The organism is Pseudomonas sp. FBCC-B545, from assembly GCF_059134095.1.
Map to the genome: position 1 here is coordinate 977,908 of NZ_CP101441.1, position 13,789 is coordinate 991,696.

General features: G+C 60.5%; 7 protein-coding genes. 5 read left to right on the forward strand and 2 right to left on the reverse strand.

Annotated features, from left to right (window positions below; genetic code table 11):
* The first annotated feature begins 73 nt into the window (after positions 1-73).
* The 5 genes from NMB39_RS04565 (at position 74) to NMB39_RS04585 (ending at position 10,073) form a co-directional block, all read left to right on the forward strand.
* Positions 74-4,186: a BapA/Bap/LapF family large adhesin gene (locus NMB39_RS04565; RefSeq protein ID WP_494339587.1), complete on the forward strand. Its 4,113-nt coding sequence runs from the start codon at positions 74-76 to the stop codon at positions 4,184-4,186.
* Positions 4,187-4,372: 186 nt separating this feature from the next.
* Complete coding sequence (locus NMB39_RS04570; protein WP_057025151.1) at positions 4,373-5,770, forward strand: TolC family outer membrane protein; 1,398 nt, start codon at positions 4,373-4,375, stop codon at positions 5,768-5,770.
* Positions 5,767-7,950, forward strand: coding sequence for a type I secretion system permease/ATPase (locus NMB39_RS04575; RefSeq protein ID WP_057025152.1), 2,184 nt, complete (start codon positions 5,767-5,769; stop codon positions 7,948-7,950). Before NMB39_RS04570 ends, NMB39_RS04575 begins: the two co-directional genes overlap by 4 nt.
* Positions 7,951-8,000: 50 nt before the next feature.
* Positions 8,001-9,167, forward strand: a complete 1,167-nt coding sequence (locus tag NMB39_RS04580) for a beta-barrel domain-containing protein (protein ID WP_057025193.1) — start codon at positions 8,001-8,003, stop codon at positions 9,165-9,167.
* Between the two features lie 9 nt (positions 9,168-9,176).
* Entirely contained in the window at positions 9,177-10,073 is an 897-nt protein-coding gene (locus NMB39_RS04585; RefSeq protein WP_494339586.1) for an alpha/beta hydrolase family protein, read from the forward strand.
* Here the strand turns inward: NMB39_RS04585 and NMB39_RS04590 are convergent.
* On the reverse strand, positions 10,070-13,084 hold the full coding sequence (locus NMB39_RS04590; protein WP_494339585.1) for a UDP-N-acetylmuramoyl-tripeptide--D-alanyl-D-alanine ligase: 3,015 nt from the start codon (positions 13,082-13,084) through the stop codon (positions 10,070-10,072). The genes NMB39_RS04585 and NMB39_RS04590 overlap by 4 nt on opposite strands.
* Before the next feature lie 268 nt (positions 13,085-13,352).
* Positions 13,353-13,553: a hypothetical protein gene (locus NMB39_RS04595; protein WP_198719383.1), complete on the reverse strand. Its 201-nt coding sequence runs from the start codon at positions 13,551-13,553 to the stop codon at positions 13,353-13,355.
* Between the last annotated feature and the right edge of the window lie 236 nt (positions 13,554-13,789).

A 13,789-nucleotide genomic window follows, 5' to 3' on the forward strand; every position in this document is an offset into this window, starting at 1 on the left:
CTCGGCGGTAATCACCGCCGCGGGTATTCGCTCGCGCTGAGCTTTGTGTGTCCATAAATAGAACGGGTGAGAGATGAAAAACATAACAATTGTCGACAAGGCGACTGGGACGGCAACGGAACATGCCTTTGGAAATACCAGTCTCAAAGGCACCAGCATTGTAAAGTTGCCCTTCGGGCCTGAAAGCGTTCAGTCGTTTCAACAGTCCGGGCAGAATCTGGTAGTCACGTTGAAGTCAGGTGAGACCGTTACGGTCCAGAACTTTTTTGTGGTGGGCGCTGACGGTGCGACGAACCAACTGGTTCTGGAAAGTGCAGACGGTACATTGTTGCTCGGCAACTACTCCACACCCTATTCGGGCTTCACCTTCACTGAAATTTCGACCCTCGATGGCCTGGGTGTCGCAGCCATCGCCGCGGACAGTTCCATCCCGAGTTGGGTGCTGTGGGGGCTGGGGATACTTGCCGTGGGTGGCGCCGCTGCGGCAATGAGCGGCGGCGGCGGAGGCGGTGGTCATCACGATTCACCACCCGCCGCTCCAGGGGCCGCGAGCGGCCTGGCCGTCAACGGTGCGGGCACCCTACTCACCGGTAAGGGCCAGGGCGGTACGACGGTGACCGTCAAAGATGCTGCGGGTAATGTGCTCGGCACCAGCACTGTCGGTGCAGACGGCAATTTCCAGGTCAACCTGGGCACGCCGCAGACCAATGGTGAAACACTGCAAGTCACCCTCAAAGACGCTACGGGCCAAGTTTCACCGCCTGCGACCGTGGTCGCCGGTGACACCACGGGGCCTGCTGCTGCTTCAGAGCTGCAGGTCAGCCCCGATGGCTCTATCGTCAGCGGCAGAGGCGAACCCAACGCCACCGTTACCATCAGCGACGCCAACGGTAATGTGATAGGTACCGGCAAAGTGGGGGCCGACGGCAGCTTCCAGGTCACGCTGGACACGCCACAGACTAATGGCGAAACACTGAGCGTCGTACTCAAGGACGCTGCCGGCAACGTATCACCTGCCAGCCCTGTGGTGGCGGGTGACACAACTGCACCTTCCGCCCCGTACGATCTGGCGCTAAGCGCCGACGGCGCAACGATCAGTGGTAAAGGCGAGCCCAATACCACCGTGACCGTCAAGGGTATCGATGGCAATGTCATCGGCACTGGGACGGTGGGGGATGACGGCACCTTTCAAGTCACCCTGAACACGCCTCAGGTCAACGGCGAAACACTCGCCGTCACCTTGAAGGACGCCGCGGGTAATGAGTCTGTACCGACTAACTTGGTCGCCGTTGATATCGATGATACCGACGCCGACGCCGATGCCGATGCCGATGCCGATGCTGACGCGGATGCCGACGCGGATGCCGACGCCGATGCCGATGCCGATGCCGATGCTGACGCGGATGCCGACGCCGACGCGGATGCCGATGCCGACGCCGACGCCGACGCCGACGCCGACGCCGACGCCGACGCCGACGCGGATGCCGATGCTGATGCTGATGCCGATGCCGATGCCGATGCCGATGCCGACGCCGATGCTGACGCCGACGCCGACGCCGACGCGGATGCTGATGCTGATGCTGATGCCGACGCCGATGCTGACGCGGATGCCGACGCGGATGCCGACGCTGATGCTGACGCCGACGCCGATGCCGATGCCGATGCCGATGCCGATGCTGATGCTGACGCCGATGCCGATGCCGATGCCGATGCTGACGCCGACGCCGACGCCGACGCGGATGCCGATGCTGACGCGGATGCCGACGCCGACGCGGATGCCGATGCCGATGCCGATGCCGACGCGGATGCCGATGCCGATGCCGATGCCGACGCGGATGCCGATGCCGACGCGGATGCCGACGCCGATGCTGATGCCGATGCTGATGCCGACGCGGATGCCGACGCTGATGCTGACGCCGACGCCGACGCCGACGCCGATGCCGATGCCGATGCTGATGCTGATGCCGATGCCGATGCCGATGCCGATGCTGACGCCGATGCTGATGCTGATGCTGATGCTGATGCTGATGCCGATGCCGACGCTGATGCTGATGCTGATGCTGATGCTGACGCCGATGCCGATGCCGATGCGGATGCGGATGCCGATGCCGACGCTGATGCGGATGCCGACGCCGACCTGGAAGCCTTCGACGATCTCGCCACAAGCGAAGTGACCATCAAACCCGTCACCTCCAACACCGGCCTGGCTGATATGCGTGTCTTCACCCTGCTGGGTGTGGGCGGGATCATCCTGGGCGATCACACCAAGGTGCAGGAGTTCTCCGTTGCCGAAGGCTCCAGTGGCACGCTGAACCTGCAGTTTGCCCAGGCCGATCTGGTTTCGCTGCTAGGGGGCGGGTTCACCGCGGCTCTGGAGGTGAGCGACGGTGCGGGTGGCTGGTTGCCGGTTCAGCAGGGCAGTAACGGTTCGGGCTTGCTGGATCTGTTGGGCCTGTTCGGTCAAAGCACCACTGCCGAGATCGAAGGGCTGCAGGCCGGGCAATACCGCTTCACGCTCAAGCTGGATCCGAACCTGGTCAGCATCGGCGCGGGTGCGACGGCTGTATTGAGCGTCACCAACGACAGCCTGACCGAGTTCACTGGCGAAGCCGGTCCCGAGGTGTCCGGCAACGTCATCACTGATCCTGGCGTTGGAGGTACCCCGGATGTGCCGGGCAACGGTGGGCCCGTCAAGGTGCAGGTCGAGGTCGGCGGTGAGTTCGTCGATGCAGACGCCACCACCGGCACGGTGCTGCAAGGCCAATATGGTCAACTGACTATTTTTGCCAATGGTGACTACAAGTACACCCCGAACGGCGATGTCGCCAACATCGGCAAAGTGGATGCCTTCGAATACCACTTGGTCAACGGTGCCGGTGGTTCTGCCGCCGCCACCTTGTATGTGCGCATCGACAGCCCAAGTGTCGACGTGACCTGGAACGCTACAGACCCATCGGCTCCAGGGACGGTCAACACGGTTGCGAACGATGACCTGGGCTCGGCGCAGATTGCGATCGTCAACCTGGTGACTGAGGCCAACGCGCCGGCCTTGACCTACAACCTACCGGCGATCGGCACGGGAACGGGCACGGGCGAAGTCATAGTGGTGGCTGCCGACTCTGTTGCTGCATTGAAAGTCGATGTCAGTGCTTCCGGCTTGACCCTGCTGCCATCCACGACCGTCAATCTGCAAAAGCTGATTGCAGGTGTATGGGAAACGCAACAGACCACCACCCAGTCGTCGCATACGTTCACCGGGCTGGATGCCGGTTCGTATCGGGTGACCGCATCCACAGGCTCGGTGCTGTCATTGTCGACCATCACGGTGGCTCAGACGTTGACCACTACCTTCACCACGCAATTTGTGGCAGGTGAAATGACCAACGCCACAGGCGACCTGTTGGCTGGCAGCCTGGCCGGGCCGGATGTGCTCGGCTCGCCATTGACGGTGTTGAGCGTGCTGGTAGCCGGGGCTTATGTGGTGCCTGGGCAGACGGGGGCGAAAATCGTCGGTGAACACGGCACGTTGACCGTCTTTGCCGATGGTAAATACGTCTATACGCCGGATGCCGGCCTGACGCTGGACGAGATTGGCCAGGTGGATAAATTCACCTACAAACTCACCACGCCGACGGGGCAGGAAGAGACCGCAGACGTGTACATCCGCATCGACTCGCCAGACCGTGACTTGGTCTGGGACGACGCCAACCCGGGTGCGCCTGCCACTGAGGGCGCCGGCATTGCCGCCACCCTGGGTGCGGCGGAACAGACTGCGGATGACGACGCCAACGTCGATGCTGAGCACCACGATGCCGTGGCGATCGATGACACCGACTTCACCCATGTCGATGCCGGCGCGGGTGCAAACGGGTTGCTGTGGGAAGGGGGGGATGCCGCCATTAACCTCACCGACCTGATTGGCAAAGTCAGCGATGTGCACAGTATCGACCTGAACGACGTCAGCGCGGTAGACCTGACGTTGAGCCTGGAAGACCTGGTGTCCATCACTGGGCCTGAGTCGGAGCGCTTGATGATCCAGGGCGATGATCAGGACAGCGTGCACCTGACAGGCGACTGGACTGGCGGTGTGACGCAAGTAGAGAACGGTCTGGAGTACGTGATCTACACCAGCCCGGAAGATCAGGCCCATCAGCTGTGGGTACAAAGCGGCATCAATGTGGTGTAACGCCACCCCCGATGACCGGGCCGCAAGGCCCGGTTTTCCTCACCAACGATAGTGCAGCGATGGAGCGTGACTGATGCCAGTCACGGTCCGTTGTTATCCCCATCCGGTTTGACAATAGTCAGGTGACTTGCAGTGAGGCATAAGAGTTTGGCCAACCAACTGTCTGCCACGGTTCTGGCAGTCGCAATGATCGCGCCAGGGATTGACCCGGTCACGGCCACGTCGCTTTTCGACGATGAAGAACCCGTCAACATCATCAGCCCCAGCAACCTGGGCACGAATTTACCGGGAGGGCCAACGGGCGTCAGCGCACCGGTGGCACCCCAACGCACTATACCGAGCAACCTCGACCTCATGCGGGCCATTCAGTTGGCCGTGGAGTGGCACCCGGCGATTGCCGAGGCGATCGGCCAGCTGTACCAACAAAACGAGAACGTGAACATCGCCCGTTCCGGGTACTACCCGCAAGTCAGTGGTGGCTTCAATTCGGGCTATGACAGCGGCTTGAGTGGCAATGGCCAAAGCCGAGCGTTTTCCTTGTCGGCGTCGCAGATGCTCTATGACTTCGGCAAGGTTTCCAGCTCAGTGGACAGCGCACTGGCGCGGGTCAGCGCCAGCCAGGCGGCCATCTTGCTGTCGATTGATCAGGTGGCCCGCGACACCTCGTTTGCGATGATCGAACTGCAACGCTCGCAACGGTTGGTAACCGTGGCACGTGAGCAGATCGAAGGTATTTCGGCGATTGCCGAATTGGCCAAAAAACGCAGTGACATGGGCGCCAGCACTCGCTCCGATCTGATCCAGGCCCGTTCGCGGGTCGAGGCGTCAATGGCGACCCAGATGCAATTCACCGCGCAATTCAATCGCTGGCGCAGCACCTTGAGCAGTTTGCTTGGTGCACAGTCACCGGTGAATGTGACCAGCGGTTTTCCGGCCAGCCTGGAACAGTCCTGCGTGGGCGTGGTGCCCGATGCAGCGGTCACGCCGACATTGCTGATCGCCCAGGCCCAGCGGGTCGATGCCTTGGCACTGATTGCACAGGCACGTGCCGAAGCCTTGCCCACGGTTTCGCTGGACCCATCCATCACCCACTACCTGGACAACAACGATGAGAGCAACCTGCCCGGCGGCCGCGATCGCACCCGCTATGGCGTGTTTCTCAACGTAAAGATGCCGCTGTACCAGGGCGGCGCAATCACCGCACGCAAGAGCGCGGCGCAACAGGCGCTGCGCGCGGCCGAGGCGGCCGACGATGCTGCACGGCTTGCCGTGCGCCAGGGTTTGCTGGAAGCCCGCGACCAGATAGGGAGCTTGTCGCAACGCTTGTCGACCTTGGATTTTCGTGAACGCAGCATCTCCGAGACCCGTGACCTTTATCGCCAGCAATACCTCGAGCTGGGTACGCGGCCGTTGCTCGACTTGCTCAATGCCGAGCAGGAAATCCACCAGGCGCGCATGGATCGGGAAAACACCGCGGCTGACCTGCGTCGCCTGAATATCGATTGCCTCTACAACACGGGCGGGCTTCGCACGGCGTTCCATTTGGACAACAGCACCCTGCAGGGTGTGGAGATTCGGCCATGAATGAAGCCGTGAAACTTGATGACGACTTGAGTGCAGTGCAGCCCCCCCACACCTCGCCGCCGACGTTTGATTACGAGGTATGGCTGGAGGCAATTCTTGGCGTCGCCCGGCATTACCGCCTGGAGTGTTCAGCGCAAAGCGTGCGTCTCGCAGCCCAATGGAGCGACAGTGCGTCGGTGGAAGACGTCGTGCGGCGTATGGCGCGTCAGGCCGGGTTGAATTGTGTGATCGGCGACTTTTGCGCATCGACCTTGATGCAACGCCAGTTGCCGCTGGTGTTGCAGTTCGATGATGGCCAGGTCGGTGTGCTGGAAATCCTCGGTGAGGATGACAGCGTAGGCATCGCCTACAGCGGTGATGGCGGTTTGCAAAGTCGCCTCACTCACCGCGAATTGCTGGAGCAGGCACGCAAGACGGTGATCCTGCGGCCAATGCGCGCGGTGCGCGATACTCGGGTCGACGGCTACATCAAGCCCTATCAAAAGGACTGGTTTACCTCCATCGTGCTGCGTGACTTGCGGCCGTACGGCTACGTGATGCTTGCGTCCCTGGTCACCAGCGTGCTCGGCCTGGCCGGGGTGCTCTTTTCCATGCAGGTGTACGACCGCGTCATTCCCGCCGAATCCATGCCCACCCTGTATGTGCTGTTTGGCGGGGTAATGCTGGCGTTGATCTTCGACTTCATCATGCGCATCACCCGCGTGCGCATTACCGACATGCTCGGTAAACGCGCCGACCTGCGCGTCTCGGACCTGGTGTTCGGTCACGCCATCCGCCTGCGTAACAGCGCCCGGCCCAGGTCCACCGGTTCGTTCATTTCCCAGCTCAAGGAATTGGAGCAACTGCGTGAACTGATCACCTCGAGCACGGCGACAGCACTGGCAGATCTTCCGTTTTTTCTGCTGTTCCTGGTGATCTACTGGTTGATCGCCGGCCCGTTGGTCGCCGTACCCTTGGTGGCCGTACTGTTTCTGGTGGTGCCGGGCTTGCTGGCGCAGAAAAAACTCGCGGCGTTGGCCTCCGAGTCGATGCGTGAGGGCTCGTTGCGCAGCGCAATGCTGGTCGAAACCGTACAAGGCCTTGACGACATCAAGGCCCTGCAAGCCGAGCAGCGCTTTTCGCAGCAATGGAACCATTACAACGCCACCTGTGGCGATGCCAGCCTGCGGCTGCGGCTGCTCACCAATAAATTGGTGGCATGGAGCAACAACGTACAGGGCTCGGTGTTTGCCGTGGTCGTGGTGTTCGGTGCGCCCATGGTCATGGCCAGCGATATGACGACGGGTAGCCTGGTGGCCGCCTCGATCCTGGCCTCGCGAATGATGGCGCCGATGTCGCAGATCACCCAGGTACTGACACGCTGGCAGCAGGCCAAGGTGGCGCTGCAGAGTTTGAACCGCATCATGGAATTGCCGGTGGACCACGCTGAAGACAGCAAGCGTGTGCATTTACCGGTGGTGCGCGGTCATTACGTGCTCAATCAGGCGGCGTTCCAGTATTGCGACGAAGCCCCGGTGCCGGCGTTGTTGGTGGCGGATCTGCAGATCCAGCCGGGTGAGCGTATCGCCATTCTCGGCCGTAACGGCGCGGGCAAATCGACCTTGTTGCAGGCCTTGGCCGGAATGCTCGATCTCAAGAGCGGCAGTATCAGCCTGGATGGGGTTGCCCTGAGCCATATCGACCCGGCGGACGTGCGCCGGGATGTGGGGCTGATGACGCAAAACTCGCGTCTGTTCCACGGCACCCTGCGCGACAACCTGATCATGGGGGCTCCCCATGCGTCGGATCAGGAAATCCTCCAGGCCCTGGCCCTCACTGGGGCCGCCGACTTCATTGGCAAATTCGCCGACGGCATGGATCACCTGATCCTCGAAGGCGGCCTCGGCCTCTCTGGCGGCCAGCGCCAATCGTTGCTGCTGTCACGCTTGATCATTCGCCAACCGCAGATCGTCCTGCTCGACGAGCCCACCGCGTCCCTGGATGAAGCCACCGAGCGCCAATTGATTCAGAACCTGGACCGCTGGGCCGCCCATCGCACGCTGATTATCGCCACCCACCGCATGAGCGTATTGAGCCTGGTTAACCGCATCATTGTGGTCGACAACGGCCGGATCATCGTCGATGACAGCAAGGACAACGCCATTGCGCGGCTATCCAAACCCAAGGGGAAAAACCAGTGAAAACCCATACGCTGAAAAAAATCCCCCTGCTCGCCAGTGAAGACGAACAAATCGGGCGTCCCCACGAGGGTGTGGATGACAGCACAGTGCTGCGCTCCACACGCGTGGTGGCGTGGGTGGCGGTCATGCTTCTGGTGTTTGGCGCCTGGGCCTATGTGTTTGAAGTGGACGAGGTTTCCACCGGCAGCGGCAAGGTCATTCCGACCTCCCGCGAGCAAATCATCCAGTCCCTGGAAGGCGGGATCGTTACCGAGCTGAATGTGGGGGAGGGTGATATCGTCAAGCAGGGGCAGATCCTGGCCAAGCTCGATCCGACCAAGACTGAATCCAACTTCGATGAAAGCGCCTCCAAGTACCGGGCGTCCCTGGCCAGCGTGGCTCGGTTGCAGGCCGAAGTGAACGGCAAGCCGTTGGCATTCCCAGCGGAGCTGGCACGTTATCCGGCACTGATCAGTGCTGAAACCGATCTGTTCAACACCCGGCGCAAAGGCCTGGAGGAATCCTTGGCCGGCGTGCGTTCTTCCCTGGGGCTGGTGCGCAGCGAGCTGGAGATCACCGAGAACCTGGCCAAGGTCGGGGCCGCCAGCAATGTCGAGGTGCTGCGCCTCAAGCGCCAGAAGGCCGAACTGGAATTGAAGCTCAGCCAGGCGCGCTCCGATTACCTGGTGCGCGCCGGTGAGGACCTGGCCAAGGTCAACGCGGATGTCCAGACGCTGTCGTCGGTGATGCGCGGGCGTTCGGATTCGGTCACCCGCTTGACGTTGCGCTCGCCGGTGCGCGGTATCGTCAAGGACATTGAGGTAACCACCATCGGCGGGATCATTCCTCCCAACGGGCGGCTGATGCAGATTGTGCCGTTGGATGAACAACTGCTGATTGAAGCGCGCGTCTCGCCGAGGGACATTGCCTTCATCCATCCCGACCAGGTGGCCAAGGTCAAGATCACGGCCTATGACTATGCCATTTACGGCGGAATGGACGGCAAGGTGGTGACCATTTCTCCGGATACCATCCAGGACGAAGTCAAACCGGAAGTTTTTTACTACCGGGTGTTCATTCGCACGGATGCCGACACCTTGAAAAACAAAGCCGGCAAGTCGTTCTCGATCGTGCCGGGCATGATCGCGTCGGTGGACATCAAGACCGGCCGGAAAACCGTGCTCGACTACCTGATCAAACCAATGAACCGGGCACGCGAAGCGTTGCGAGAACGCTAGGGAGGCAAGGTGGGTAGAACGTTCGGCACCTGTGTACTATTCGGACTGACGATGGTCTGTGCGTCCTGGGCGCAGGCGTTCAATGACGCCACGACGCCGCTGCGCTGGAATACGCCTGCCGACCGTGCCACCTGCACTGAGCCGGGCTCGGCGCTGTGGGTCGAGGCTGGCCGAGCCGAGGCGTGCATTCGTTACTTCGCTGGCGCCGCCCTTGAGCATGCGCCCGTGGTCATTGTGATGTTTCACGGTGATCGCACGACCGAAATGAATCGCGCGCCGCAGGCGATTGCCGGCAATACTTTGGCCGCCAAAGTGAACCAGGCCAGGGCGCTGACCAAACGCGTCGGTGTGCCCTTGGTGATCGTGGCGCGCCCAGGTACCTACGGCTCCAGCGGTGACCATGGGCAACGGCGTCAGGCGCAGGAATTCATTGCGCTCAATGGGGCGCTGGATCAGTTGCGCGAGCGCTATGGTATTGGCCAGTTCGTGTTGCTCGGGCACAGCGGCGGCGCTACGGTTGCTGCCGCGCTATTGACGCTGGGCCGCACCGACGTGAAATGCGCGGTGATGACCTCCGGGGCTTTCTCGCTGGTGCAGCGGGCGCAAATGATCCGCCAGAGCAAGGGCCTGCCTTCAAGGCCGGGGCGTGACACCAATGGATTGCTGCATCCCTATGACCCGGCCCAGCACATCGCTGGCATTGCCGCCGCGCCGACACGCCAGCTGTACGTGATTGGCAGCACGGGCGATCAAATCGCACCGTTTGCCTTGCAGAAGGCTTTTTTCCAGGCGCTGATGCGTGCCGGGCACCAGGCTCATTTGATCAGGGCGCAAGGCGTGCCCACGACCTTTCACCAACTGCGCCATGACATCGGGCTGAAGACTGCGGCGCAGTGCGCAGGCTAGGCCTGCAGCGCCGGCTGGCGAGAGGTCAAGCCATCACACAGGTGTGACAAGCCCGTCCCGCCCGAGCTTTTCACCATGACCCAATCGCCGGGCTGAAACCACTGGTCGGGGTCGTTCGCCAGTGCCTGGGTCAGCGCCTTGGCATTCTCGAACCATTGCACAGGTAGCTCATCACGCAGGGACAGGTACAACGCGTGCATCAACGGCCCGCACAGCAGCACCTGCCGTGGCGCCACGGCCCGTAAGGAATCGGCCATCTCCAGGTGATAACGTTGGGCGTCGGCACCGAGTTCGAGCATATCCCCCAGCACCAGCACACGCTGGTGAGGCAGGGCAGGCACGTCGGTCATGGAGCGCAGGGCGGCATTCATCGAGCCCGGATTGGCGTTGTAGGCATCGTTGATCAGTTGGAAATGACCGCCTGTACAGGCGACAGTCAGGACATTGCCGCGGCCCTCGATCGGCATGAAGGCTCCCAGCGCTTCCAACGCCTGCGCGGCCGCCAGCCCGCCCGCAGACAGCGCAGCCAGCACCGCCAACGCGTTGAGCACCATGTGCCTGCCGCGTGCCTGCAGGCTGAACTTCATCGGTTGTCCGGCGATGAGTGCGTTGACGGTTACCTGCGCGTCCTCGCTGCTCCAATCCAGCAAGCGCAGGTCCGCTTCGGGGTGTTCGCCAAAGCTGATCACGTGCAGCCGGGCCACCCTGGCCGCTTCGGCGAACAGCTCGTAGTAAGGCATATCGCGACAGAGTACCGCATGGCCACCCGGTGCCATGGCGCTGAAGATCGCGCTTTTTTTGCGCGCCAGGTTTTCCAGGGTCCCGTGATATTCCAAATGCGCTGGTGCGATTCCGGTGACTATTGCAACGTGCGGGCGAACCAGCGCCGAGTTGATCGGCATGCGCCCGACGGCCATTTCCAGCACCCAGAATTCTGCCGGCTCAGTCATGCTCGCCAGGTTCCAGGCAATGCCATGGGGCAGGTTGGCGTTGGCTTCGGTCTGCCCCACTTCGCCCCAGTGTTTCAATGCCTGGGCGAGCATTGCCACGACGGTGGTCTTGCCGAAACTGCCGGTCACGCCAAACACTGTTCCACTGAAGTGCTGCCGGGAGTGGCGGCCCATCTGCAACATGGCTTCGCTGGTGTCGGCCACTTGCAATACCGGCAGCCCGCTACCCAGATAGGGAGTCGGGTCCACACACATGAAGGCTGACGGCCGACGTTCGGGTCGGGCTTGGGCCCAGCGTTGCGCCGATTGCGCTTCATTGGGGCCGACCCGGCTGGGATGGCGACTCAGGATGCGTTGCGGCTTGAAGAACTGCATGGAGGGCGTCAGCCCTGTTGCACACCAGTCGGACGGCGGTGGGATTGCCCAAGTGCCCTGGGTCACCTGGGCCAGGGTATGAGCGTCCCAGGTTCGATCCATGCCGGTTGTGCCCTGGGCCAAACTGACCTGGGGCGCGCCATCGAGCAGGTAACGGTGGTAAGCGATCAGCCCGGAAAGATAATGCTCTACATCGTCGATCCGCACCCTGAACGCGTGATGACGGATAAAGAATGCTCCGGCGATGCGCGCGGGGTTGGCAAAATACATCGCCAGTTCCGGCCAGAAGTAGCCATTGAGCAGGTAGCGTGCGCGATGATGCAAAGCGCCATAGAACGCGTGCAGATCGATCTCTTCAAGCAGGTGGCGCAGTTGCGGTTGCTGGGCGATGCGCGTCAACATCTGCTGCGCTGCCATCATCAGTTCCAGTAATGTAGGGAAGGTGGTAATGCGTTGTTGGACGAACCCCAGGTAGCCAGCGACGTTGTTCAGGCCGAAGCGGAAATATTTTTCGTCAGGCCGGTAGCGCGTCAACTCGTTCACGCAGCAGCTGAGCCAGTGGTCATGCTCGCGCCAATGCTCTTTCTCGATGAAATAATCGAAGGCTTTTTCCACCATGGTCAGCCAGCGTTCGTTGCCGGTCAGCCCATGGAGGCGGATCAGCCCAAACGCGGCTTCGCCATCGTAATAGATAATTCTAAAGGGCTCTTTGACGCTCAGGTCCTGGGCATGCAATACGTGCACGAACGCCCCGCTGGCGGAATCCTGCATCCAGGCCATGCCGTTGGCGAGGGCTTCGAGCAGCGGCAGATAACGGCGAGTGCCGGTGACTTCGCTGTACTTGACCAGCGCCAGCAGGCACACCGCATTGCCGCCCAGCTTGATTTCGTTGTCGGTGTCGATAAGAAATGCCGCCACGCTGCCATCGGGCAGCAAAGAGGGCCTGATCAGCACCTCAGTGAGGTGAGCCAGTGAACGTTCGATAGCCGCTTTCAGCGGTTTATCGCCGGTCAGCGCCCAGGCCTCGATCATCGAGTAAGTGGTGCTCGCGTGACGCAGCGTGTTGTAGTTTTTGATGGTTCGGTCAAAGCAGGGGAAATAGCCATAGATAAACTGCCCGCTGTCTTGCACTTGTGTGCTCAGGTAGCTGGATGCGCTGTTTATACAGGCCCGAATGTCATCAGGCGCGAGCGCTCCCAGTGCACGCCAGCCGCTTTGCGGCCCGCTGCTGTTCAGGGCGTGGGCAATGCCATCTTCGGCGCAGAACACACCGGTTGTGTTGAAGGTAAATACACGAGTTTCGGGGGTAAGCCCTGCGATGACGGCAGCGGCCTGCGAGCCGTTGAACCGTCGCTTGGCATAGATGGCGAAGTTATTCGCGTTGAAGGTCGCGTGGGCAATATTGCTGCCGCCGTACAGGATGGCATTGGCATTCAATTCCTGTTCGGTGATTGCCAGCTGCATATCCGCATCAAACGCCAGGCCGTGCCTGAAATAGTTGCGCTTATGACGCTTGAGACGCTCACATAACTTGTCCCAGGTTATTGGCGTCACGTTGAATGCACGTTCGACACGGATCCACGAACGATCGGTTTCATTCGTACGCTGGCAAACAGCCTGGGCGTAGCGACGTTGCAGTTCAAGTTCGCCCAATTGCCACGCAGTTTCGAAGTTATCAGCCGTCATATGAAAAACCACCGCACGGTGGGCGCTATCACTTATTGAAAAAAATAAGGTGCAGGTGTGCGGGGCGTCTGGCGAGACAGTCAGCTCTTTAACGTTTTTGCTCAAAAGAGTGTAGCAGGCGAGCAGTTGCTGTTTCATAGGCGAAACTCTCCATGCATCATAACTTGACGACAATAATTATTATTTGACGTGCAGGCTGGTCAAAAAATGCAAACTTTGTCGCTACAGAGTTATTGTCCGTAAGTGTGCTGAGGTCTACATATAGCTATCAGGAAAACAGCGACGAATCTTCCTTTGCCGGCTCTCGGACAGGAGAAATAATGGGATTGTCGTGTTGTTGAAGATGGTCGCGAATCAATTTGCGAATGACCTGAGAGATAGTAAGGTCAACGTCGCTGGACAAGGATTCCAGCCGTTGTTTGGTCGGCGCGTCGATGAGGATGGTCAGGCGCGTAGTTTTATCAGGCATTTTTCTAGTCCTTTTACATACAAAAGCGCGGTCTCAACTGCCGCGGACAGTAATGTTTCGAGAAGTTGGAAAGCTTAGAACCGTGCAGCCAATACAACAGGATTCTAATTCAACTCTCCTGGCATTTTCCACGGGTGTGGGTTGAAAGTTGAGATAATGTGAACGTCTGCACCTTTTGCTCAGGCCGCTATTATCATGTGATTATAATCCGATGAGTCTGGGTATTAACGAGGTTC